General features: G+C 67.4%; 22 protein-coding genes, 1 tRNA gene and 1 pseudogene. 12 read left to right on the top strand and 12 right to left on the bottom strand.

Going from position 1 to position 24296, the window contains the following annotated elements:
- Positions 1–64: 64 nt before the first annotated feature.
- Positions 65–1123, bottom strand: a complete 1059-nt coding sequence (locus tag LFM09_RS47120) for a hypothetical protein (RefSeq protein ID WP_414103179.1) — start codon at positions 1121–1123, stop codon at positions 65–67.
- A 539-nt stretch (positions 1124–1662) separates the two neighbouring features.
- Here LFM09_RS47120 and LFM09_RS47125 point away from each other — a divergent pair.
- The 7 genes and pseudogenes from LFM09_RS47125 to LFM09_RS47155 form a co-directional block, all read left to right on the top strand.
- On the top strand, positions 1663–2787 hold the full coding sequence (locus tag LFM09_RS47125; RefSeq protein ID WP_414103180.1) for a hypothetical protein: 1125 nt from the start codon (positions 1663–1665) through the stop codon (positions 2785–2787).
- Positions 2788–2857: 70 nt separating this feature from the next.
- The gene (locus tag LFM09_RS47130) at positions 2858–4006 is read left to right on the top strand and encodes a TRM11 family SAM-dependent methyltransferase (RefSeq protein ID WP_414103181.1); all 1149 of its coding nucleotides are present in this window, start codon (positions 2858–2860) and stop codon (positions 4004–4006) included.
- 122 nt (positions 4007–4128) lie between these two features.
- Positions 4129–5385, top strand: a complete 1257-nt coding sequence (locus LFM09_RS47135; protein ID WP_414103182.1) for a DNA cytosine methyltransferase — start codon at positions 4129–4131, stop codon at positions 5383–5385.
- The gene (locus LFM09_RS47140) at positions 5382–6341 is read left to right on the top strand and encodes a hypothetical protein (RefSeq protein WP_414103183.1); all 960 of its coding nucleotides are present in this window, start codon (positions 5382–5384) and stop codon (positions 6339–6341) included. Before LFM09_RS47135 ends, LFM09_RS47140 begins: the two co-directional genes overlap by 4 nt.
- Positions 6338–6928, top strand: a complete 591-nt coding sequence (locus LFM09_RS47145; RefSeq protein ID WP_414103184.1) for a VUT family protein — start codon at positions 6338–6340, stop codon at positions 6926–6928. Before LFM09_RS47140 ends, LFM09_RS47145 begins: the two co-directional genes overlap by 4 nt.
- Positions 6925–7536: a hypothetical protein gene (locus LFM09_RS47150; RefSeq protein WP_414103185.1), complete on the top strand. Its 612-nt coding sequence runs from the start codon at positions 6925–6927 to the stop codon at positions 7534–7536. Before LFM09_RS47145 ends, LFM09_RS47150 begins: the two co-directional genes overlap by 4 nt.
- Before the next feature lie 1177 nt (positions 7537–8713).
- Positions 8714–9652: pseudogene (locus LFM09_RS47155) on the top strand (recombinase family protein); the annotation flags it as partial.
- On the opposite strand, the gene LFM09_RS47160 reads toward LFM09_RS47155, so the two are convergent.
- The 4 genes from LFM09_RS47160 to LFM09_RS47175 form a co-directional block, all read right to left on the bottom strand.
- Positions 9536–9964, bottom strand: a complete 429-nt coding sequence (locus LFM09_RS47160) for a hypothetical protein (protein WP_414103186.1) — start codon at positions 9962–9964, stop codon at positions 9536–9538. The pseudogene LFM09_RS47155 and the gene LFM09_RS47160 overlap by 117 nt on opposite strands.
- Before the next feature lie 24 nt (positions 9965–9988).
- A complete protein-coding gene (locus LFM09_RS47165; RefSeq protein WP_414103187.1) occupies positions 9989–10186 on the bottom strand; it encodes a hypothetical protein in 198 nt (65 codons plus the stop codon).
- 222 nt (positions 10187–10408) lie between these two features.
- Positions 10409–10482: transfer RNA gene (locus tag LFM09_RS47170), tRNA-Leu, on the bottom strand.
- Positions 10483–10534: 52 nt separating this feature from the next.
- Positions 10535–10816, bottom strand: coding sequence for a metal-sensitive transcriptional regulator (locus LFM09_RS47175; RefSeq protein ID WP_045314461.1), 282 nt, complete (start codon positions 10814–10816; stop codon positions 10535–10537).
- A 323-nt stretch (positions 10817–11139) separates the two neighbouring features.
- On the opposite strand from LFM09_RS47175, the gene LFM09_RS47180 reads away from it, so the two are divergent.
- Positions 11140–11481, top strand: coding sequence for a histone-like nucleoid-structuring protein Lsr2 (locus LFM09_RS47180; RefSeq protein WP_053737894.1), 342 nt, complete (start codon positions 11140–11142; stop codon positions 11479–11481).
- A gap of 110 nt (positions 11482–11591) precedes the next feature.
- Here the strand turns inward: LFM09_RS47180 and pabB are convergent, their stop codons facing one another.
- The 4 genes from pabB to LFM09_RS47200 all read right to left on the bottom strand — a co-directional run bounded on the left by pabB (position 11592) and on the right by LFM09_RS47200 (position 16743).
- Positions 11592–13577, bottom strand: coding sequence for an aminodeoxychorismate synthase component I (gene pabB / locus LFM09_RS47185; RefSeq protein WP_414103188.1), 1986 nt, complete (start codon positions 13575–13577; stop codon positions 11592–11594).
- A gap of 99 nt (positions 13578–13676) precedes the next feature.
- Positions 13677–14507 carry a hypothetical protein gene (locus tag LFM09_RS47190; RefSeq protein WP_414103189.1) on the bottom strand — a complete coding sequence of 277 codons (831 nt, stop codon included), beginning with the start codon at positions 14505–14507 and terminating at the stop codon, positions 13677–13679.
- The gene (locus LFM09_RS47195) at positions 14504–15007 is read right to left on the bottom strand and encodes a SigE family RNA polymerase sigma factor (protein ID WP_414103190.1); all 504 of its coding nucleotides are present in this window, start codon (positions 15005–15007) and stop codon (positions 14504–14506) included. Before LFM09_RS47195 ends, LFM09_RS47190 begins: the two co-directional genes overlap by 4 nt.
- A 32-nt stretch (positions 15008–15039) precedes the next feature.
- A complete protein-coding gene (locus tag LFM09_RS47200; protein ID WP_414103191.1) occupies positions 15040–16743 on the bottom strand; it encodes a glycoside hydrolase family 97 catalytic domain-containing protein in 1704 nt (567 codons plus the stop codon).
- Between the two features lie 157 nt (positions 16744–16900).
- Here LFM09_RS47200 and LFM09_RS47205 point away from each other — a divergent pair, with 157 nt between their 5' ends.
- The 4 genes from LFM09_RS47205 to LFM09_RS47220 all read left to right on the top strand — a co-directional run bounded on the left by LFM09_RS47205 (position 16901) and on the right by LFM09_RS47220 (position 20647).
- Positions 16901–18097 carry a metallophosphoesterase gene (locus LFM09_RS47205; protein WP_414103192.1) on the top strand — a complete coding sequence of 399 codons (1197 nt, stop codon included), beginning with the start codon at positions 16901–16903 and terminating at the stop codon, positions 18095–18097.
- A 108-nt stretch (positions 18098–18205) separates the two neighbouring features.
- Positions 18206–19372: a type III PLP-dependent enzyme gene (locus LFM09_RS47210; protein ID WP_414103193.1), complete on the top strand. Its 1167-nt coding sequence runs from the start codon at positions 18206–18208 to the stop codon at positions 19370–19372.
- Between the two features lie 34 nt (positions 19373–19406).
- A complete protein-coding gene (gene speD / locus LFM09_RS47215; protein WP_382439953.1) occupies positions 19407–19802 on the top strand; it encodes an adenosylmethionine decarboxylase in 396 nt (131 codons plus the stop codon).
- 29 nt (positions 19803–19831) lie between these two features.
- On the top strand, positions 19832–20647 hold the full coding sequence (locus tag LFM09_RS47220) for a spermidine synthase (protein ID WP_414103199.1): 816 nt from the start codon (positions 19832–19834) through the stop codon (positions 20645–20647).
- Positions 20648–20700: 53 nt separating this feature from the next.
- On the opposite strand, the gene LFM09_RS47225 is transcribed toward LFM09_RS47220, so the two are convergent.
- The 3 genes from LFM09_RS47225 to LFM09_RS47235 form a co-directional block, all read right to left on the bottom strand.
- Positions 20701–21453 carry an SDR family NAD(P)-dependent oxidoreductase gene (locus LFM09_RS47225; protein WP_414103194.1) on the bottom strand — a complete coding sequence of 251 codons (753 nt, stop codon included), beginning with the start codon at positions 21451–21453 and terminating at the stop codon, positions 20701–20703.
- Between the two features lie 4 nt (positions 21454–21457).
- Positions 21458–21859, bottom strand: a complete 402-nt coding sequence (locus LFM09_RS47230) for a hypothetical protein (protein ID WP_414103195.1) — start codon at positions 21857–21859, stop codon at positions 21458–21460.
- An 82-nt stretch (positions 21860–21941) separates the two neighbouring features.
- On the bottom strand, positions 21942–23990 hold the full coding sequence (locus LFM09_RS47235) for a prolyl oligopeptidase family serine peptidase (protein WP_414103196.1): 2049 nt from the start codon (positions 23988–23990) through the stop codon (positions 21942–21944).
- Between the last annotated feature and the right edge of the window lie 306 nt (positions 23991–24296).

Below are 24296 nucleotides of genomic sequence, written 5' to 3' on the forward strand. Positions count from 1 at the left end.
GGCCCGCGGTGAGGCCGGTGGTCACCGGGCCAGCGGGGGTTGTGAGGACGAACAGGGGTACGAGTCAGGCGCATCGCGACACTCCCGGAGTCGTGCCCGACAGCCGCTCGCCCGAGTGCTGTGTGGACTCGGGATGCGGCGTGGGCGAAGAGGTGGTGTGCGCGGGGGTGGCTGGTTTCCTCCCGCACCCCTGAACTCCGGAAAATCGGCCCTGCGGGGACACGCGATCGCCGACTTTCTTCGCCGAGCGCGTAGCCAAATCAGTGACACCGTGTGACAGCGCGGTCGGCCGGGCAGAGCGCTCGGCAGCGGCGGTGATGGTCACGGCATCGGCCACTTGGGTCGCGACATCGCCCTCGTGCGGACCGGCGTGCGGGGTGTCGCTGCTGTCGTCGAGCAGGTAGGCGACCAGCCGGCGCTCGGCGCGTTGGCGTGCCTTCTTCGCTGCTTGGTAGGAGAGGTCGCGCTCGGCCGCGGCGTCGGCTAGCGGCACGCCTTCCAGCCGGGTGGAGCCGATGAGTTCGGCCTCGGTGGAGGTAATGGCACCGTCCGCGACGGCGCGGGCGAGGACGAAGTCGGGGTGGCCCCACGGGGGCGGCGGCATCGTCGAGCGGAACCCGTGTCCCGAGGGCACCGGCGCGTCCAGTGCCTCGCGCACGGCGGTGTGGCCGGCGCGGTAGGCGGCCCACCGCAGCCGCAACATGACGCGCGGGCGGCGCAGGTCGATCTCGCCCAGTTCGGCGACGAACCCGGCGAGCACCGCGGCGTGGATGTCGCTCGGGTCACCGGCGAACTTCGCCGACAAGGTGGCGGCGATGGAGGTCAGTGCGGGCAGCGCGACACCGACCGCGCCGACGGTCCAGGTGCCACCTTCGGTGCGGGCGAGCAGGACCAGGTGTGCCCACGCCGCATCGCGCAGTGTCTGCGGACAGCGGCGGCGCAGCAGCCGGTCGCGCAGCTCGTTCAACGGCACCCGCCGTGCCGGGAGACCGGGGAACAACCGGCCGTCCACCGACACCGGATTCGGTCCGGCGACCAGCCACTCGAACGCCGACCGCGCCGCGTCCAGGGGCATGGAATCGCGCTCGAAACCCGAGCGCGGAAAAGCTTCGCGTGAACTCATGGAATGGCTCCCGAAAGCAAGTCGGAATCAACGACTTGCCCAGGACGCCACGGTGGGTAGTACCAACCGATAACCAAACTGGTACCGAACTAGTACCGCAGAGGTACCGCGATCATCAACCCTGCGCAGCAGATGTCACAAGATCCGCTTAGCGCCTCTTTGTCGATCATCGGGCGAGTAAGTTAAAGATCGAAGTCGTAGTGTCGGTAATACCGTTCTAGCTGGCATTACGTGGTCGCTGTACTAGTTTGGTACCAGTTTGGTCATAGCTGTGAGCGCGCCGTCACCCGCTGCTACCCGACTACGTCACTCGCGATCTTCGGCGGGATCAGAAAAAGCGTTCGGCCACTCTTGTAGACCCGCCGCCCTACTCTGCGCGGGTACGCGCGCGCGAACCTTTCCGGCCTATTCGTGTGGCCGTGAATCGGGGTTGAGAAAGTTGCCGGGAGCGTGTCCCCAAAGGGGTCGTATTTCGGAGTTCAGGAGTGTCATCAGCGCCTCACACCGACAGGCGCACCCAGCCTGGCGAAGGGACACCCGTGACCCAGCCCGACAGCTCCGCTCGCCGCTCGCCTCGACGGCGCACCGACTCCACCCATCCGGCTCCGGCCCGGCCTCGCGGGCGCCGGGGCGGGGACCGCCGACCGTGGCCGACCGCCCCGACCACCACACGCGTCAGCCCCGGCAAGCCCGCGAAGTCCGCCCCCGGCACCGGCCGATCGCGGTCGCGCGGGTCGGCCTCGACCCCGACTCCGGCGACCGTCTGGACAGCCGGCACCGCACCGATCGACCTCGCCGCCACGTGGCTCGCGGCTCTCGTCGAGCGGATCGTCACCTCGTTCAGCAAGCCCGCCGAACGAGTCGTGCTGCTGGACTGGCCGACCCCAGAGCGCGTCCGTCCGGCGCTCGGTGTGGTCGGTGCTGACGGCGTCATCGACCACGCGCCCGGCACCGAGCCGGACCCCGATCTGGCCGACACCATCGCCGTCGTCGAGCGTCTCGACCGCGCCGCGCGCGTCGAACGCATTCCGGTCGACCCGACGTCGACCGGACCGGCGTCCCGACCGTTCTGGGCCGACCTCGTCGGCGGCGTGGACCTGGCTCCCGAGACCATCCCCGCCGCGCCGGAGGCCGCCGTCGCGGTGTCCGTTCCGGACGAGGTGACGAACCCCGGCGACGCTGCCGACCTGATCGTGGCGAGCCTGCCGCCGCACCTGTCCGGCAACCAGAGCGCGGACCTCGTGGCGCTCTACGCGGCGCGGCGTCTCCGGGTCGGCGGCATCCTCGTCGTGCTCACGCACTGTGACTGGACGTCGGGCGAGTTGACCGATCCCACGGGCGCTGTGGTGACCGCCGGACAGAACGCCGACCTGCTCTACCTGCAGCACATCGTCGCCCTGCACGCACCCGTCCGCGGCGGCCGGTTCCACTTCGCCGACACGCAGTCCAACGACCACTCCGGCGGCAACGTCGGTGACCACGACACCGACGACGCTGACGCGCGAACGCGCCACCGTGCCGTCGTGCGCGGACTGCCCGCGCCGCATCGGCGCATCCACTCCGACGTGCTCGTCTTCGCCCAGCCGCACGACCACCAGCCGACGCCCGCAGCGTCGCCAAGTGCGCTCGTGGACATGGTCTCGCAGCCCGAAGACCTCCGATGACCGCCACGCCAGGCCCGCGTCGAACGACGACTTCGCCCACCCCGGACCACACCCCCAGGAAGGCACACCCGTGACGCACGACGCTATCCGTCAGCCCACCGCCGAGTCCTCCGCTTCGGCCGCCGCAGCGGTCGGCGACGAGCCGACCCAGCGCATCCCGCGCGCGCTCATCGCCGCGCTCGACACCCCACCCACCACTGTGGACAACTCTGTGGACAGCGGCAAGCAGAAGACCGCCGCGGAGCAGCCCGCGGTGTCGGTGTGGACGACCGCGCAGTCGTCGCCGGCCGCCCAGCGCAAGGACAAGTACACGCCCGAGTCGACCGCGCACCCGGCCAAGATGCTGCCCGAGGTCGTCCGCCACGCCGTCACCCACTACACGAAGCCGGGCGAGTTGGTGCTCGACCCGATGTGCGGCATCGGCACCACCCTCGTCGAAGCCGTCCGCCTCGGCCGCCGCGCCGTCGGCGTGGAGTACGAACCCCACTGGGTCGAGGTTGCGAACGCAAATCTCGACGTCGCGCGGGAACAGGGCGTCGGCGGTGAGGAGGGGATCGACGCGCGGGTGTACCACGGTGACGCCCGCCAGCTCGTGACGCTGCTGCCACCCGAGTACGTCGGGCAGGCAGCGCTGGTGGTGACCTCTCCGCCCTACGGTCCCTCGACCCACGGGCAGGTGTCGGTCGCGCCCGGCGCGGGGGTGCAGAAGTACCACCACCTCTACGGCAACACCCTCGACCGCGGGAATCTCGCCAACATCGGCCACCACCGGCTGCTGGCCGGGTTCACCAGGATCCTCGCGGCGCTGCGCACCTTTCTGAAGCCGGGCGGACACATCGCGATCACCATCCGCCCGTGGCGCGAACACGCCGAGCTGATCGACCTGCCCTCACAGATCCTCGCGTGCGGTCGCGCGGCCGGCCTGATCCCCGTCGAGCGCAACGTCGCACTGCTCGCCCGCGCCGCCGAAACCGACCTCGTGGCCCGCGGGTCGTTCTTCCAACGCGACTTCATCCGCAAGCAGCGCGAGGCCGGACTGCCCCTGCACCTGATCGCCCACGAGGACGTCCTCGTCTTCCGCACCGCCCTGCACAAGTCCGCCGGACGCACAACGGCCGACACCTTGACGGGCGACGTGGTCGACCTCCGACAGTACCGCTCCGCGCGATCCGCAGTAGCCGCGCGTGACGGTGCGGGTGAGCGAGGCCAGGCGGCATGACACGCCGTTCACAGCGCTCGCACCGTGAGCGGGCGGCACGTCCGCTCACTCTCGTCCCGGTCCCGGCAAAGACGCCGGGGCCGGGGCGGCGGGACCGCCCTATTACCGGGTCCGGTCCGGTCGTGGGCTCGTTGTGCACCGGCTACGGCGGCCTGGACCTCGGCGTCCTGGCCGCCCTCGGCGGCGGCCGGATCGCGTGGGTTGCCGACCCCGACCCGCACATCGCCCAGATCCTTGACGCCCGCACACCGGGCATCCCGAACCTCGGCGACCTGCGGCACATCGACTGGGCCGCAGTCGAGCCGGTCGACGTGCTCGTCGCGGGATTCCCCTGCCAAGACATCTCCGCCGCCGGGAAGCGGGCGGGCATCGAGAAGGGAGTCCGCAGTGGACTGTGGGCCGACATCGTGGCAGGTCTTCGCGTACTACGACCCGCGCTCGTCGTGGTGGAGAACGTCGCCGCGCTTCGCTGGCGCAACGGAGGACTCCACCGTGTACTCGGCGACCTGGCCGAAGCGGGGTATGACGCGCTCTGGCGTAGCGTCCGCGCCGCGGACGTCGGAGCCGCGCACCGCCGCGAGCGGGTGTTCCTGCTCGCATGGCTGCGCGAGCCCGCCCCTGGTCGACGAGGCGGAGATGCTGCCGACGCCGACCGCGCACGACGGCTCCTCCAATGGCATCAGTGCCGCCAGCAGGCAGGGCGGTCCGTCACTGCTGGATCGGCTTCGGTTGTTGCCGACTCCGCGAGCGTCGGACACCGGGACGGCGGGTCGCAGGGCCGGAACGGGGTTCCGGCCACCGCTGTCGCAGCAGGTGCTCCCGCTGGTGGACCCCGAGGCATTCCTGCCGACGCCGCGAGCGACGGACGGGACGAAGGGCTGTCCGGCGCAGCGGGGGTCCAAGGGCGACCTGATGTTGCCCTCGGCGGTCATTCGCCTGCTGACCCCGCCGGCGCACCGCCGGGCCGAGGACAGCGAGAGCGACGACATCTCGTAGCGGTTGCAGACCCCGACATCGAGACGAGTCCGGCGTCCGGCGTCGAGTCGCCGCCGGTGAACTGGGACGTCTACGAGGCGGCGATCCGCCGCTGGGAAGCGGTGCTGGGCCGCCCGACACCACACCCGACTCAGCCCGGCAACCACGGCCGCCCGGTCCTCGCGCCCGCTTTCGTCGAGCACCTCATGGGGCTGGCCGAAGGCTGGGTCACACACCTTCCGCTGCCCCGCACCGCGCAGCTGCGGGCCCTGGGCAACGGCGTGGTTCCCCAGCAGGCCGCCTACGCGGTGGCCCTGCTGCTGGCCGACCTCGCCGAACTCCTCGACATCAACACCGACACCGACCACCGGTCACCGACCGGGCAGGAGGTAACCGCGGCATGACCACGACCAACTTCGCGGTGCCGGACCCTGGGCCCGCGTTGCGACTGCTGTCCTTGGGCGCCGGAGTGCAGAGCACGACCGTGCTGCTGCTGGCGTGCGAAGGCGAGATCCCACCCTTCGACGTCGCCCTGTTCGCCGACACCGGCTGGGAGCCGCGCGCCGTCTACGCGAACCTCGATCGCCTGGCAGCGCACGCCGAGAGACACGGTATCCCGGTGCGTCAGGTCTCAGCAGGGAACATCCGTGCCGACGCCCTCGATCCCCGCCACCGCTTCGTGTCCATGCCCCTGCACACCCTCAACCCCGACGGGTCGCGAGGGCTCGCGAGGAGGCAATGTACTGCGGAGTACAAGATCACTCCGCTAAAGAAGGCCGCGCGGGAGCTACTGGGATACCCGCATCCGCGACGGGTGCCGCGCGGGGTCTACGCCGAGCAGGCGATCGGGATCAGCACCGATGAGTTCACGCGCGCGAAGGACTCCGGGCTGCGGTTCCTGCGCAACGTCTTCCCGCTGATCGATCTCGGCTTCGATCGGGCACGGTGCATGGAGTTTCTCGCCGAACGAGGCTTCGGGGAAACCGTGAAGTCAGCCTGTGTCGGGTGCCCGTTCCACGGCAACGCGGGCTGGCTCTGGGTGCGCGACAACGACCCGGACGGCTGGGCCGAGGCGGTCGGGTTTGACCGCGCCATCCGCCACGGCTACCCGCACGCAACCAAGCAGGGACAGGAGTTGCGCGGCCAGTACTTTCTGCACCGCTCCTGCCAGCCGCTGGACCAGGTCGACCTTGACACGCCCGCGAAGTCGAGGACCAAGAAGCATTTGCGGCTGATCACCACGGACTCGGCGCACGGCGTGGAGGAGGACGGCGACCCCGATGGATGCTCGCCGTGGTCGTGTCGATCCGGGGAGCCGGTCACCGCTGTGGATCACGGACACCGCGAGCGTGCGGCATGAGTACCGCGAACACATCACCGCCGCAGTTGGTGTTGGCACCGCCGAACCGGTGGGCACGAGTAGTGGGCTCGCGGCACGCGGGGTGGGCCGCGGCGGCGATGATCGGATATCTGCTCTCGGTCGTCGCCGCGAACATCGCCTCGGTGCATTGGCCGCCGCTTGTCGTTGGCGGACTGGTCGTTCCGGCGGGCACGGTGTTCGCGGGAACGAGCCTGACGGCGCGCGACCTCGTGCACGATCGGCTCGGTGCCCGCGGAGTGGCCGTGGGCATCGCAGCCGGAGCGGGGCTGTCAGTCGTGTTGGCTTCCCCGCAGATCGCGGTGGCCAGTGTCGTCGCGTTCACCGCGTCGGAGATCGTGGACGCGCTGATCTACACGAGGCTGCGCGACAGCTCCCGGCTGGGAGCCGTCGCGGCATCGAACACGGGCGGCCTCGTGGTCGACAGCGCCCTGTTCGTGCCGTTGGCCTTCGGCAGCTTCACTGCCGTGCCAGGACAGATCGTCGGCAAAGTGGTCGCCACGCTTCTCACCCTTGTCGCACTTCAGATCGCGAGCGTGACCACCCGCCGGGAGGTGGCGCGCCCGTGAAGTTCTACCTGGGAACCCATCAACCGTCCTGGCTGGCGCGCGACCTCGGTGTGCCATTCCTGGTCAGCCACCGGCGCCTGACCGGCCGCCGCACGCTTCCCCGCGCCAGCAGTTCGTGGGCCCTGGACTCGGGAGGCTTCACGGAACTGTCGCTGCACGGGCGGTGGCGCACCGACGCCGCCACCTACGTCAAGGCGGTGCGCCGCTATGCCACCGAGATCGGCAACCTCGACTGGGCTGCGCTCCGCGACCGCATGACCGAAGACCACGTTCTCGCCCGCACCGGCCTGAGTCTGCGCACCCACCAACACCTCACCGTCGTCGACTACCTCCGGCTGCGTGACCTGGACCCCGAGCTGCCATTCATACCTGTCCTACAAGGACAGTCGATCACCGATTACCACCGGTGCGCGGACATGTACGAAGAACGCGGCGTCGACCTGGCCGCGCTTCCGTTGGTGGGCGTGGGAAGTGTGTGCCGACGCCAGCACACCGTCGAGGTCGAACGCATCGTGCGCTCGTTGGCCGCCCGCGGCTTCAAAGCTCCACGCTTTCGGCGCCAAGGTGCTTGGCCTCGCCCGGTACGCCGACGCCATCACCTCCAGTGACTCCGCGTCGTGGAGTCTGAGGGGGCGGCATGCCCCCGGCTGCACCTCCACCCACCGCAGCGAGTCCAACTGCCTGCGCTTCGCGCTGGCTTGGCACACACGGCTTCTGACCTCATTACGCGCCGAAGAACCCGGCCACCAGACCGACTGCGGGTCGACTTCCGCGCGCGGCAAGGGATCTCGAGCACGCGGCCAGAGAAACGGACACACCCGCCCTGGTTCGCCGCGCCCGCGCCAGCGGTCCGGCCAGCGGCTCGCAGGCGTCGGGGTGGCCACTCGTCACCGCGAACCGGCGGGTCGCCAAGGCGGGGTGCTGGCCTACCACTGACGGGTGTCACCGCGCCCCTGACGCACGCGCTGCCGACGGTTCGGCGGCAGCACGGGTGACACGTCCAGAACGGGTGGCCCACCCGGCATCCGCCGTGCCGGAGTAGCGCCGACAACAACGAAGACATAGTCGATAGTCCGCGACACCAGTCTTCTGCCTGCGACAAGCCGTCAGAAATCCTTTGTCAGCAGGAAGATGACGGCCTTCACGGCTTGCCTGCTCGTCGTGGACAGAGGTGTCATACAGGGGGTGTCCACGTGTGACCATCGCTGCCATGATCTCCAGGAGAAGCGCCGTGACAGATTCCCCAATCAGCAAGCCACCGCAACAAACCCGACGTCCGGCCGGCCGGAGGCATGCTCATCGAAGTGGACCACCTAACAGGTCAAATACGGCACGTACGTCCCGCAACGAGTGCGGTGCTACGGCGAATCTCAGCTGGACCTTCGCGGTGAAAGTCGATGCCGTTGTGGGCTCCGAAGGCGCGTGGTTGCGAAGCGAACTCACGCACGCCGTTCGTGATCTTCTTTTGTGGGCGCACGAAGACCGCACCGCCATAAAGTCCGAAGTGGATTGGCCAGCAGCATGAACGCCTCTGAACCCAGGTCGTTCCCAAGCGCCCTGGAGACCACAGGACGGACTGGTCTGAGCGACTTGGCCGTATCACCGTTCGGGCTCCCGCTGGCACTACACGCCAAGGAAGTACGGGTAGCTTGGGTTGGCCGCACGTCGACCGAAGAACATCAAGATCCTCGCCAGTCGCTTCTGCGCCAGCTGGAGCGCTCGAAGTTCGCTATCCCACCTTCGTGGGTCATCGTCTGCCACTTCTACGATGTCGAGTCCGGCCGTATGGAGCTCGAACGCCGAGGACGAGGAACTGACTACGAGCGGTTCGACATCCCGATCGCACGCGACGGCGGCATCACCGACCTGCTCACGGAGGCAAAACGTCCGGCACGAAGGTTCGATGTCGTTATCTGCGAGTCCATGTCGCGCCTTGCCCGCCGCATGTACGAGGGCCTCTCCGTCGAACGCGAGCTGGAACAAGCCGAGGTTCCGGTATTCGCGTCCAACGAGCCGATCATGCTCTCCGGCGGTCGCGCGCAGCAGATCCTCCAACGGCGCATCAACCAGTCGGTCGCCGAGTACGAAGTACTCAACATGCTCGAACTGTCATGGGGTGGCACGTGTACTCACGTGCGCGAGGGCTACAACATCGGCAAACCGCCATACGGCTACAAGGCAAAGCGCCTCCGACACCCGAACCCTGTCCGGGCGAATAAAGGCATCACGAAGACACGCCTGGAACCCGATGGCGTCCGCGCAGAGACCGTGACCCTGATCGCCAAGTGGCGCTACCACGAGCGCTTGGGATTCGACACCATCGCCGAACGCCTCAACCAGAACCTCGATCAGTACCCACCTCCCGAGCCGCCAGGTGGAACGCGTGCCCGCAACGCCTGGTCGAAGTCGAGCGTCGCCGAGCTTCTGAAGAACCCGAAGTACACGGGGTACCAGGTATACAACCGCCGCGCTCGTCGAAGCCGAGGGGGACGTAACAAACCAAACCCTCCCGAGATGTGGGTCTGGTCCCCCGAAGCCGCACACGAGCCGTTGATTCCAAAGTGGATGTTCGATGAGTTCAACGCACGTAGCGGGGACAAGAAGGGGTCACGAGACGGCGCCGGCCTGAAGAAGGACCCCACGGCAAAGCGCAGCTACCTTCTGCGCGGACGCATGCTGTGCGACTGCGGTCGGCGCATGATCGGCAACCCCAGGCATGGCACCACCTACTACCGCTGCCACCCCGCGAACAACAACCGTGGACGTCCCGACAAACACGCCGACCACCCGCCCACCGTCTACATGCGCGAGGACCTCGTCCTTACTGAAATCAGCAAGCTCTACGCCGAACGCGTCTTCGGCCGACTGCGTCGAGACCTCCTGTTGGCCGATCTGGAAGCGGTCGACGACACGGCACAACGTGAACGAGGTGAAGAACGCCAGCGCCTGCAACGCAAGCTCGCTGACACGGTACGCAAGCAGGAGAACGTGCTCAGCCAGGCGGAAAACGCAGACCCCAACGATCCCTTCACTCAAGGGCTGCGGCAGCGGTACAACAACCTAAACAGTGAGCGGGAGGCGATGCTCGCGTCTCTTGCCACGCTGGATCAGCAGGACGATGCCGAACCGAGCCGCCCGGCGGCCGATCAGATCGCCATCCTCGATTCCCTGCCGCATCTCGCCGTCAACCTGCATCGCGCGCCGCGCGAGCTGCTGACGCGGCTGTTCGAAGTGACCCAGCTGCAAGTCAAAGTCCACTACCGGACAGACGAAGCGACGTTGACCGTGGTGCTACCTGCGGATGACGCCGAGACAGTCGCGGCAATCGTTGGCACACTGCAAACTGCCGCACCATCGAAGCAGGCCGCAACCTGCGACAAACCCGCAGACCACGGCCCGTGTGCTTCCTGTTCGTGCCCCCCGCGCGGCTCCGACAGCCTGCACACGGAAGGATCGGATGCGTTGTGTGCATCCTGTACGTGCCCCCGGTGCGACTCGAACGCACACTGGACGGATTTTGAGTCCGCTGCCTCTGCCGATTGGGCTACGGGGGCGTAGCTGGGGTGAACTCTAGCGGATCACGCCAGCGGGTTACTCGCGGGGCCTCTACGACTTGACCAGCCGCCCGATCGCCGCTGACGCCTCCGCCAGCTTCGCCTCGGCCACCGGCCCGCCTTCCGCGGCCGCCTGCGCCACACAATGCTTCAGGTGCTCGTCCAGCAACCCCAGCGAGACTGCCTGGAGGGCCTTCGTGGCCGCGGAGATCTGGGTGAGGACGTCGATGCAGTATTCGTCGTTCTCGACCATGCGCTGCAGGCCGCGGATCTGTCCCTCGATGCGGCGCAGTCGCTTGAGGTATGCGTCCTTGTCCGCGGTGTACCCGTGCATCGCTCCTGACCTTCCCTACCCCTGGCGGGTATGTCGAGGATACCCGGACCGGATGGGGGTGCGTTATGTGCAACGCTGCTCCGTCAGCGGGAATGGTGAAGGGGCCAGCAAGCCCAGCAACGGGCCGAAGTGAGACGACTAGCAGCACATTTTGGACCCATAACACCCCTGTGGTTTCACGGGGTAAATGACCCGACCGGGCGGTTGGGTCACATTTTAGCGGCGAAAGGTTCGCCGTTTTTCCTCATCTGGACTATGGTGTTGTCGGAGCACGTGGTTACGTCGAGGATCCGCGTGCTATGTGAGTACCCAACGGAGGAACAGTGGCACAGCAGACCGTCGTCCAACTCATCGACGACCTCGACGGCGGAGAAGCCGACGAGACCGTGACCTTCGCACTTGACGGTGTCGAGTACGCCATCGACCTGTCGAAGGGAAATGCGGAGAGGCTTCGCGAGTCGTTGGCGGACTTCGTCGCCAAGGCTCGTCGTGCGGGTGGCCGCAAGCAGCGCAAGGGCACCGGCAAGTCCACGGTGAAGGCCACCGACAAGGCTGAGGCGCAGCGCATTCGTGACTGGGCCCGCGCGCAGGGGCACCAGATCTCGGACCGTGGCCGCATTCCGCAGAACCTGGTCGTGCAGTTCCAGGAAGCTCACGCCTCCTGACCTGCGCGAACACGCGAGGTTTTCACACGTCGGCCGGACCGCCGGCCGACGTGTTAACCATCAGCGAAGTACACATCCCGGTTCGTTCACACTATCCCCGGAACGTGGGATCAACGACCAGGAAAGTGCGCTCCGAACAGGCGCAACACCGCTGTTGCCTTGACCGCTGTCTCCTCGAATTCCTCGTCGGGGTCGGACAGCGAGATGACAGCTCCGCCGACGCCGAAACTGACCTGGTCGCCGTTCGTGACGAGCGTTCGGATGACGATGCTGAAGTCGGCGGCGCCGTTGAGCGAGAAGTATCCGAGCGCTCCCGAGTACACCCCGCGTGGACCGGCTTCCAGCCCATCAAGGATCTGCATGGTCCGGATCTTCGGGGCACCGGTCATCGAACCGCCGGGAAACGCGGCTCGAACACATCGGACAGCAGAACTGTCCTGGCGAAGACGCGCCCGCACGGTGCTCACCAATTGGTGTACGGTCGCGTAGGTCTCGACGTCGAACAACCGCGTCACCTCGACCGAACCCACTTCCGCGCACGTGCCGAGATCGTTGCGGACGAGGTCCACGATCATCAGGTTCTCGGCCCGGTCCTTGACCGAACGGGCCAACGTTGTGCGCAACATCTCGTCGTCCGCCGCATCAACACCTCTGGGCCGTGTGCCCTTGATCGGCGATGACTCCACGACTCCATGTCGGTCGACCTTGATAAATCGTTCGGGTGACGTGCTGAGCACGGAGAGGTCACCGAAACGCAGCAACGCGCCGAACGGAACCGGATTTGCGGCACGAAGCAGCCGATATGTCGCCCACGGGTCGAGCGTCGCGCGCCACGACATCATGTTCGTCAGGCACGCCTCGTACGTCTCCCCCGCCGTGATTGCTTCCTGGCACGCGCTGATCAGCTTCAGGTAGTGCGCGCGCGGATGCCGCAACGTCACGGCCGAGACGACCGGCTGAGAAGGCGCCGGCAACGGCCGCAGATCGCCCAAAACGGCCGCAACCCGCCCGAACCAGTTGTCATCGGTCAGCGACAGCAAATAGACGCAGCCATCTACGTGGTCGATGACAACAGCACGGTCCGCGAAGACGAACGACGCGTCAGGCTGTTCCGCGCGGTGTGCGTAGTCACCGCCGCACTCCGCCTTCAGCTCGTAGCCGAGGTATCCGACCCAACCCAGAGCGAAGTCGAACGGCACATCGGGCTGTTCGACACTCCACGTGGAAAGGTCGTCGTCCAGCCACGAGAAGAAGGACGGACACGGCAGACGTTCGCCATCGAGCGTGAGCACCTGGTCCGGCACCGAGTACTGCGCAACGCGCGCGAGCGGCCCGGAAGCGTCCCCCATGAACGAGAACCGGCCCCCGGACCCGCTGTCCAGCCAATACGCGGTCTCAGAAGCCCCGTAGAGCGCCGCAAACGTTTCCTCGGCATCGGCGAGCAGGTCGAGCTTCCGCACGTGCACAGGGCGCTTCTGTGGCTCTGTACGAACTACGACTGGTTCCGGCACGGCCGCGGTCCGCGTCGGCGTCAGCGCGCCGAAGTTCGCGAGCATCTCCCGCCCGAAGTCGGTGCAGATCGACTCGGGGTGGAACTGCACACCCCACGCGGGACGGTCGAGAGCGCGCACACCCATCAGCACGGAGTCGTCGCTCCACGCGATGGCTTCCAACGAAGAGGGCAGCTCGGTGACCGCCAACGAGTGATAACGCACGACGTCGAACGGTGACGGCAACCCGGCGAACACATCGACACCCGTGTGCGTGACGGGGGAAACGATCCCATGGCGTGGAACGGGCGCAGGACCGACAACGGCGCCGTAGGAAAGACACAGCCCCTGATGCCCGAGACACACACCCAGCAACGGGATCTCGGCGTGGTCGATGACCGCGCGGCAGATGCCGAAGTCGGCGGGGTTGCCCGGCCGGCCGGGCCCCGGAGAGATCACCACGTTGTCGAACGAACGCAGTGAGGCAAGCCGAAAGCGCGGGTCGTCGTTGTGGACGACCACGGGCTCGACTCCGTTCACCTCAGCGAGGTGCTGGAAGAGGTTGAACGTGAACGAGTCGTAGTTGTCGATGAGGAGTGTCCGCATTGCGGAACGGCACTTTACCTGGCAAAACACCCGTTCGGAGCACGAAGAGAGGGCGGCCACAGACCGTGACCGCCCTCCGAACAACGCGCTAACTCAGCCTCAGACGCGGAACCTCGGATCCGTCGCCAGCTCGGCCAGCTGCTGCTCGGTGAAAACCGGCACGTCGAGCCCCGGATATCCACCGCCGGCGTACGCGTCGTCCTGCGCGATCGTCACGACCGTGCCGTCCTGGGCCTTGTACGTGGCCCACTTGTCGAACTGGTCGCGATCGCTTCCGTTCTTCTGCACGACGCCGACCTTCAACCCCTTGACGTCGAGGACCTGGCACGTGCCGCCCATGCCCCAGAACGTCTTGGCGAGCGCGCAGGGGTCCTGGGGCAGCGCCGGGTTCGGCGTGGACACCTCGGCGAGCAGCCAGCCCACCTTGCCGTCCTTGCGCACCGGCGTCTGCGCCATGTACTCCCACACCTCGACGGAGTCGCCGCGGTTCGAGGACACCTGGCCCTGGGTCCGCTGCATGTCGCCGCCGCTGTACTCAGGTTCCTGGTACTTGAGCTGCGGAGCGTCGTACCCGGCCGGTACCACGCCCTTCAGCTCGTCGAGCAGCTTCTGCGCCCGGTCTGCCTGAGGACCGTTCTTCGCCGTGCGGTCGGTCTGACCGTCCGGCCACTGCCCGGTCCACGAGCTGTTGCTGCTGCTCGAGCTCGCGCCCATCATGTACTCCGTCACGCCCTTGGGGTTGAGCGCGAACGCCGAGCCGAGGCCGACACCGACCACGAGCACGGCGACCAGAGCACCGACGATCGACGACCGCCGCTTCGACCTGGCCTTGCGGGCCACGCTGAGAGCCTGGCCGGGGTCCATCGACGGAGGCGGGCTGCTCGCCACCACCACGTGCTCGAAAGCCCTTTTGAGGTCCTGTTCGTTCATCGAACCCTCTCCTGCTGGTCGAGCAGGCCGCGCAGCGTCTGCAGCCCCCGCGCGGCCTGACTCTTCACTGTTCCTTCCGAACATTTGAGGATCACTGCCGTCTGTTCGATCGACATGTCCTCCCAGTACCGCAGGACGAGGCACGCACGTTGCTTCGGAGGCACCTTCGCCAGAGCCTCCAGCAGCACCATCCGTTCCTCGGGGTGGACACCTGGTGTTGTTGTTGCGGGAGAGTCGGTGAAGTCGTCACTCACCGATTCGAACCGGAACCACCCGCGCCGTCGCTCGGACAGGAACGTCCGCACCAGGATCTGCCTGGTGTAGGCGTCCAACGCCTCGTGCCGCTGGATCCGGCGCCACGCCAAATAAAGCTTCGTGAACGCCTGCTGCACGAGATCTTCCGCGCGATGCCAGTCGCCGCACAGCAAGTACGCCGTGCCGCGCATGACGTCGGAACGGGCCGCGAAGTACTCCTGAAACGCGGCGTCCCGATCACTCATCAGGTATCCCCCTGTCTGCGATGCCGGGATAGTCACGCCACCTGCGGCCTGGCGGGTTGCATGAACCTCACGGTGAATCCGCCGTCTTTTGCCACCGGCAGCGACAGGGTCCCACCGGCGGTGACGGTGCGCGTGCTGAACGTGAGCTTCCGGTCCGTGCCGTCGGCGTAGATCTCCGCGGTCCACTGACCTGCGCTCAAGAAGGTCAGCGGCACGTCGACGGTCCGCGCGTTGCCGGCCACGTTCGCGCCGACGTACCACTCGGCGCCACTCTTCCGGGCGAACACGGCGAGTACGCCCGGATCGCCGGCCAGCAGCTTCGTCTCGTCCCAGACCGCCGGCACGGTCTTGAGCAGCCGTTCCGCGACCGGGTACTTCGGGTAGTTCGAGACCTTGTCCGCGAAGTGCTGCAGGCCCGACTCGTAGATCACCGACAGCGCGAGCTCGGCGGCGTCGCTGTTGGCCCGCACACCGCTGAACGTGACCGGCGTGAAGTCCATCGAGCCGGCGAGGTTCCTGGTGAACGGCAGCGTCAGGTAGTGCGACACCGGGTGCGGTTTGCGACCGGGCCTGGGTTTGGTGGTCTCCGCGCCGAGCACGCCCTCGTAACTCATCACGTGCGGCCACGTGCGTTCGGTGCCGCGCGGAATCGTCGAGCCGTGGAAGTTCACCATCAGCTTGTGCTTGGCGGTCGCCGCCAGAATCGCGTCGTACCAGCGCATCCTGGCCTGCGAGTCGGAGTTCATGAAGTCGATCTTCAGCCCGACCGCGCCCCACTGCTTCCACTGCGGCAGCTTGGAGTTCCGCTCCGACTCGGTGTCCAGGTCGCTGTAGTGGACCCAGAGCTGCACGCCCACCTTGCGCTGCGTGCCGTACCGGATGAGCTCCTGGACCTGGCCGGAGCCCCAGTTCTTCCACCCGGAGTCGACCAGGATGTACTCCCATCCCTGCTTGGCTGCGTAGTCGACGTACTTCTTCTGCAACGCGAGATCGCCTGTTCCGTCGCCCCACCACGACCACGCCGAGATGCCCGGCTTGATCCACGAGACGTCGCCCGCCTTGTTCGGAGTGGCCAGGTCCGTGGTCAGGTCGGACTCCACGACGGTGGCGAGATCACCGATGATCAGCGTGCGCCACGGGGTCGTGCCGCTGCTCTGCGTCTGCGCGTCGGGCAGGGTGAGCTGGAACTTGTTCCCCCGCAACGTGATCCGGCTTGCGCCGTAGTCGCCGGTCAGGTCGGACTCGGTGAGCAGCAACCACGTTCCGTCCACTTGGAACAACGACGGGTAGCCGTACGCGACCTGTGGCGCCTGGGCGACCGTGGTGTGCGTGTGGATGCTCTCGTAGTCCTGCCGGCCGTTGTCCCACGGCAGCAGCACGGCCTTCGCACTCGTCGGCACGGCGAAGTCGGTGGCCTCGCCGGTGACCGTCACGTTCTTGCCCAGCACGTACCGGTAACCGAGGCCGTCGGCGGAGACGCGGAAGACCACGTCCAGCCGTTCGGCGCCTTTCGTGAATCGGAGCGTCGTCTCATTCGTGTCCACCTGGTGCTGGCGGCGCCGCCCGGACGCGGTCGCGTACTGCTCCCGCACCGTCCGGTCGCTGCGGCTGACGAACTGCAGACCGGTGCTCAGGTCGGCGTTGGTGGTGCGAATTCCCAGCGCGGACGGATTCAGGACCGTTTTCTCAGCTTTGGCGGCCGAAATCGACAGCGTGCCGTTATCTGCCAAGGTCACGGTGGCTTTGACGTCGGTGTGGGTCAGTTGCCACGATTGCGCAGCGTGCGCGGGTGGTGTCAAGACGGACACCAACAGTAACGCCACCACTGGTATTGCGGACCTCATAGGTCCCTCCAACGATCACGCCCGCGGCAGCGAAAAGCATACTGGTGTCGTGATTTTCCTGTTGCTCCTCGGCGTCCCGACCGCACTGGGCCATCTGTACCTCTGGCGCCGGCTGGTCGTGGACACGACGCGTCCGCGCACACTCGCGCGCCGCATCGGCACGTTGGCCATCATCGGGGCGTTCGCGCTGCTGATGAGCGCGCTGGTCGTGACGCGCAGGGTGCCGCCGGAGTACGGGAAGTTCTTCGCCTGGCCGGGGTTCGTGTGGCTCGCCGTGCTGTTCTACCTGGCCATCGCGCTGGGCATCGCGGAGATTCCCCGCCGGATCCTGCTGAAGCGAGCGACTCTCGCACCCGTGGCCGTGGGCGCCGGTTCCGTCGTCGATCCGGGGCCGGTCGAGCCGGTCGAGGTCGTGCCGGACCCGTCGCGGCGCCTGTTCATCTCGCGGTCGGTCGCGATCGGCTCCGGCATCGCGGCGGGCAGCGTGGTCGGCTACGGCATGACGCAAGCGCTTGGCGACCCGCAGCTGCTCCAGGTCCCGGTGACTCTGGACAAGCTCCAGAAGTCCATGTCGGGCTTCCGGATCGCGGTCGTGAGCGACATTCACCTCGGGCCGCTGCTCGGGCGTTCGCACACCGAGCGGATCGTGCGGATGATCAACGAGCAGGAGGCCGACCTCGTCGCGATCGTCGGCGACCTCGTGGACGGCACGGTCGCCGAGCTGGGCGAGGCCGCGGCGCCGTTGAAGGATCTGGTGTCCAGGCACGGCAGCTTCTTCGTGACGGGCAACCACGAGTACTTCTCCGGCCACGAGCAGTGGATCTCCGAGCTGGACAGGCTCGGCGTGAACCCGTTGCGCAACGAGGGTTTGACCGTTGCCGGTGGAATCGAGCTCGTGGGTGTGAACGACGTGACCGGAAAGGCTTACGGTGACGGGCCGGACTTCGAGCGCGCTCTCACCGGTCGCGACCGCAACAACCCCGTTGTCCTGTTGTCACACCAGCCCGTGCAGGTCAGCGACGCCTCTTCACGCGGCGTAGACCTCCAGTTGTCCGGTCATACACACGGCGGACAGATGGTGCCGTTCAACTTCGTGGTGCCGGTGCAGCAGCCGAGCGTCGCAGGGCTGTCGAAGGTGGACGACACGTGGCTGTACGTCAGTCGTGGCGCGGGTTTCTGGGGGCCGCCGGTACGCGTGGGCGCGCCGCCGGACATCACGATGATCGAGCTGCGCTCTGCTGGCTAAATCACACTCGGCCCGACTGGATTGCGCACTTGCGGTGTCCAGGCCGTAGAGTGGACGGCCGTGCCCGCGTACGGACCGCGAGGCGGATGAAGGGGGAACCCTGGGGAAATGACCGAGAGCTTCGCCGTTGACCGGCGTTACGAGGCAGAGGCTCGTATTCGGCGTTTCCTGGACCAGGAGAACCCGTCGACACCGTGTCTGGTGATCGACCTCGAGACGATCCGCGCGCGCTACCAGGCGATTCACGCGGCGCTGCCGTCCGTCGACATCTTCTACGCCGTCAAGTCGAACCCCGAGTCCGACGTGGTCGGCACGCTCGTGGCCGAGGGTTCGCAGTTCGACGTGGCGTCGCCCGCGGAGATCGACCTGTGCCTGGCACGCGGCGCCGCGCCGTCGTCGATCTCCTACAGCAACCCCATCAAGAAGGCCGCTGACATCGCGTATGCCTTCTCGCGTGGGGTGCGGCTGTTCGTGTCGGACAGCGAGCAGGACGTGCGGTTCGTGGCGAAGCACGCGCCCGGTTCGTCCGTGCTCGTGCGAATTCTTGTCCACAGCAAGGGTTCCACGTACCCGTTCGGCAACAAGTTCGGTTGCGATCCGGAGATGGCGACGGATCTCTTGCGGTTGGCGCACCAGTTAGGACTTGTTCCTTTGGGCGTCGCTTTCCACGCCGGCTCGCAACAGCTCTCGGTCTCCGGCTGGGACTCCGGAATCGCCGACGCCGCTTTGATCGCGTCAAAACTGCGTGCGGAAGGCATCGAGACCACCACGGTGAACTTGGGTGGCGGTCTCCCGGCGGTGTATCAAGAAGACACGCCGTCGCTTGAGTCTTTTGCCTCTGCCATCGAGGCTTCACTCGCACGACACTTCGGTGACGTGCGCCCACGAGTGATGATCGAGCCCGGCCGTGCGATCTCCGCGGAGGCCGGGATGATCCGTTCGTCGGTCGTGCTGGTGTCGCGGAAGTCCTATTCGGACGAACGCCGCTGGGTGTACATCGACATCGGCCGCTACCAGGGACTCGCCGAGACCGAGGGCGAGGCGATCGCGTACGCGTTGCGCACCTCGCGCGACGGTTCCCCGACCGGCCCGATCGTGCTGGCCGGTCCGACGTGCGACGCGGACGACGTGATCTACCAGCACACCCGCTACGACCTGCCGCTGGACCTGGAGGCCGGCGACCACGTGGACATCCTCCACGCCGGCGCCTACACCTCCTCCTATTCGTCCGTGTGCTTCAACGGCTTCCCGCCGTTGGCCACGTACTGCATCTAAGTCCGTTTGTACTTCACATAGTTTGGAGTGATTGATGTCCGAAGCGCCCTGTCAGACCGAGGAGACCGTCGGTTTGTTCGCGGGACAGCACGTACTTGCAGAGCTCTCGGGTGTGAGTGCCGAACTGCTTGATGACGAGCAGTTCCTGAAGCACGCCCTTGGTGAGGTTCTCACGCAGGCCGACGCAACGGTGCTGGAGGTGATCTCCAAGAAGTTCGATCCTCAAGGAGTCACCGTGCTGGCTCTGCTGTCGGAGTCCCATGCGTCGATCCACACCTATCCCGAAGTGGGGTCGGTGTTCGTCGACGTGTTCACCTGCGGTACTCGTGCGAAACCCGCGCTGGCCGTCCAGCTACTCGCTGACGCTCTGGGCGCCGCTCACGTGAGCACGGATGTCGTCACTCGTGGCATCAAGGAGCACGCCGCGTGAACACGATCAACGAGCCGCTCGCCGAGGGCATGACCCGCCACTGGCGCGTGGACGAGGTGCTGGTCGACACCAAGACCGACTTCCAGCACCTGGTGATCGCCCGCACCGCCCAGGGCATCTCGCTGTTCTGCGACAACGACCGCCAGTCGACGGAGTTCAGCCAGCTGACCTACCACGAGGCCCTGATGGTGCCGGCGCTGCTGCTGGCCGACACCGTCGAGCGCGTGCTGGTCATCGGCTCCTCCGAGGGCGTCGTGTGCCAGATGGCCGTGCAGCACGGCGCCACCGTCGTCGACCACATCGACATCGACGAGCAGGCCGTCAAGCTGTGCGCCGAGCACCTGCCGTACGGGTACACGCTCGAGGAACTGGCTGCAGCGGAGGAGGGCTCCGGCCCGATCCGCGTGCAGTACATCGACGGGTTCGAGTACATCCGCACGACGTCGGAGAAGTACGACATCGTGCTGGTGGACCTGCCCGACGAGCGCGAGGAGGAGGCGCAGCACAACCGCTTGTACGGTGCCGACTTCCTGCGCATGTGCAAGGCCCTGCTGCGCCCCGGCGGCGTGGTCGTCAACCAGTCCGGCTGCCAGACGATGTGGCGCAACACCACGCTGATCCGCTCCTGGCAGCGGTTCAACGAGGTGTTCGACACGGTCGCGTACTACGGCTCCGACGAGCACGAGTGGGCGTACCTGTTCGGCCGCGCGGACGTGGTCGAGGACCCGACCGCGCTGATGGTCGAGCGGTTGAAGACGGCCGGGTACGAGCCGGAGTCGATCGACGACCTGGCACTCGTCGGCAACAGCATTCCGCCCTACCGGGTCCGGCAGTCGCTGGCCTGACGGGTTTTGGCCGGAGGGGCGCTTCCCGTTCGCGGGAGGCGCCCTTCTTCCTTTCAGCCGTGGGGCCCGCCGCTGACGTAAAGGATCTGGCCGGTCACGAAGTCGGCGTCCTCCGCGGCGAAGAACAGGACGGCGCGGGCGATGTCGTGCGGCGTCCCGATCCGGCCACGCGGAATGCTCCGCGCCTGCACGCGGAGGTGCTCCTCCAGCGTTCGTCCCGCCCTGGCCGCACTCACCTCGGTCATACCCGTCTGCACGACGCCGGGACCGACCGCGTTGACCGTGATGCCGTGCGGAGCGAGGTCGAGTGCCGCAGCACGCGTCAGCCCCTCCAGGCCAGCCTTGGCAGCGACGTAGTTGACCCGCTCGTCGTCACCGAGCGCGGAGATGCTGGAGATGTTGACGACGCGTCCCCACCCGGCCTCCCGCATGGCCGGCGCGGTCGCCCGCAGCATCAGAAAGCTGCCGCGCAGGTGCGTGTCCACCACCGCGTCCCAGTCCGCGAGCGGCATGTCCAGCACGTTGTTGTCCTTGGCGAAACCCGCGTTGTTGACGAGCACGCCCACGGGACCGAACGCGGCCGTCACCTGCTCGACGGCACGGCCGACAGCCTCGGGGTCGCCGACGTCGCACACCACCGCCACCGCAGACCCGCCGTCGGCACGGATCTGGTCCGCGACCTTCTCCGCGGCTCCCTCGTTCCGGTCGACGACCGCTACCCGATGCCCCTGACTCGCGAATGCCCGGGCGATTCCGGCACCGATGCCCGAACCCCCGCCGGTGACCAGCACGACACGTGATTGCACCTGGTCACCCTCGTTGCCGCACGCTCGCCGTCGCAACCTGATTACGTGCCGCGGTTGCACAGACCGTGGCCGCGAGCCAGATGATCGGACCTGCCAGGCCGCCGAACAGGTCCACGTGGCCCGGTAGGACCAGGTAGACGAGGAAGGCCACGTCGATCACGCCCAGGACGAGCGTGTTGAGCCAGAAGCCGGCCGGGCTGTTCACGCGGTTGAGCGTGAGGGCCACGAAGATGGCCTGGGCGCCCAGGACCGTGACCGCGATGAAGTAGAGCAAGCTTTCCGCGGCTGTCTCCGTCGCCGGTGCACCGCCTGCCAGGTCGGTGAAGACCATCGACGCACCCAAGCCCATGTGCAGCAGGCCCCACAGCACGTACAAGCCGGTGGCCCATTTGGTTGTACTCCCCATGCGCTGAAGCGTGCCGGGGAACCGTCGGCCGAGCACTGGGGCCAGCCCCGCAGGTGGTGCTGTGGCTGGCCCCACTGGTCTCTCAGCTGAGCGACTGCTTGAGGAAGTCGACCTGGAGCAGCAGCAGGTTCTCGGCGACCTGTTCCTGCGGGGTCATGTGCGTGACGCCCGACAGCGGCAGCACGGTGTGAGGGCGGCCGGCGGCGAGCAGGGCGTTCGACAGGCGGAGGGTGTGGGCGGCCACGACGTTGTCGTCGGCCAGGCCGTGGATGATCATCAGCGGGCGGGAGAGCTTGTCGGCGTCCGCGATCAGCGAGTTCGAGTCGTAGACCTCGGGCTTGTCGTCGGGGTGGCCGAGGTAGCGCTCGGTGTAGTGGGTGTCGTAGAGGCGCCAGTCGGTGACCGGGGCTCCGGCGATGCCCGCGTGGAAGACGTCCGGGCGGCGCAGCACGGCCAGGGCGGCCAGGTAGCCGCCGTAGGACCAGCCGCGGATGCCCACGCGGGTCAGGTCCAGGTCCGGTTCCACGGCCGCCGCGGCCTGCAGGGCGTCCACCTGGTCTTCGAGGGTGGCGCCGGCGAAGTCGAACGCGATGGCGCGCTCCCACTTGAGGCCCCGGCCCGGGGTGCCGCGGCCGTCGGCCACGATGACGGCGAAGCCCTGGTCGGCCAGCCACTGGGAGGCCAGGAAGGCGTTCTGGGACGACACGACTCGTTGCGCGTGCGGGCCGCCGTACGGGTCCATCAGCACCGGGAGCTTGGTGCCCGGCACGTGGTCGGTCGGCAACAGCAGCGCCGCACGGAGGGATCGCTCGCCCAGGGTCAGCATCCGCGGGGATGCCGTGATCACCGGGGTCTCCGCCCACGACTCGATCTCGTGGTCGCCTGCGGTCACCTTCGAGCCGAAGTAGTCCAAAGAGGACGACACGAGTACAACCGTTTCGCCACCCCGGATCGCCGAGTGCAGACCATCCTCAGTGGACAACTTCTCGACGGTGTCGCCGACCGCGTAGACGTGGACCTGGGTCGGGTCATCGGCGGAGGCGGCGATGAGGATCGAGTCGTCGGCGATGTCGAGCACGCGCCGGACCTGAAGGCCGCTCGTCACGACGTCGTCGCCGACCTGCAGTGCGTACTCGTCATCGGATGCCACGATGCGCACGAGGCGGCCGTCCGGGGTCCACGCCGGTGCGCCGCCGGTGACCTCGATCCACGTCGGGTCGGTCTCGGTGGCCAGTTCGGAGACCGAGCCGGTGTCGGGCGACAGCTCGTAGATCTTGCGGGTGCGCTGGTCACGGGTCTGCGTGGTGACCAGCGGTGCGCCGCCGGACGACCAGTGCACGTCGTTGAGGTAGTCGAACTCGAGCAGCACCGGGACGAAGGTGCCGTCCAGCGACACCACGTGCAGCGACACCGTGGCGTTGGTCGTGCCGGCCGCCGGGTAGGCGATCTCGGTGGCGGCGGTCGCGGGGTTCGCCGGGTCTGCGATGTACCAGCGCTGCACCGGCGCGTTGTTCACGCGCGCGGCGATGAGGCGCTTGCCGTTCGGCTCCCACCAGTAGCCGCGGTAGCGCGACATCTCCTCGGCCGCGATGAACTCGGCCAGCCCGAACGTCACGTCCTCGCCGTCCGGCACCGCAACGGCGAAGTCCTCGCCCGACTCCAGCTCGACAACCCTGAGGGTGCCGCGCGTGATGTACGCCACACGCTTGCCCGTCGGGTCGACGCGCGGGTCGATGACGCCACCCTCGGTGGGCAGCTCGCGGACCGAACGGTCCGTCAGATCGGCCACGAACAGCCGCCCGGACAGCGCGAACGAGGCGACCGAGGCATCCGTCGACAGGGCGTAGGCAACGATGCCCGCACCCGACTCACGCGTGCGCTCGCGGCGCGCCCTCTCCTCGGCCGGCAGGTCCTCCGGGTCGGTCAGGAGCTTCGCCGGGTCGGCAACGAGCCGTTCGACACCGGTGGCCGTGTCCAGCTCCCACAGCCCGTTCGCACGGCTTGTGGCCGCGGCCGGACGCAGGAAGAAAACACGTGCCCCGTCTGCCGACACCGCGAAGGTCCTGGGTGCGCCTACGGTGAACCGCTGGGTGCGCGCCTGTTGGCGCGGGAAGGAGATGTCATTGCCCACCCGCCAACATTAACCCGCGCACGTGCGCCATATGGGTGCTGTGACGTGCACCTTCTGGCGCGATCCAGGCCCCGCGGGGGTTGCGAACGTTCACATGCCGCACGCAACTCTTCAGCCGCAACGGTCGGGCGCGCACCTGGCTCACGCAACTTTTCGGCAGCAACGAGGCCGACGCGCATCCACCCCACGCAGCTCGCCGACGACAACGAGGCCGACGCGCACCGAGCCCACACAGCTCTCCGGCAGCAACGGACGGACGCGCGACTAGTAGTGCTTTGTTAGGTTAGTCGGTGGTTGTTGTGGCGT

This window comes from Lentzea alba (assembly GCF_047445655.1).
Lineage (GTDB): Bacteria > Actinomycetota > Actinomycetes > Mycobacteriales > Pseudonocardiaceae > Lentzea > Lentzea alba_A.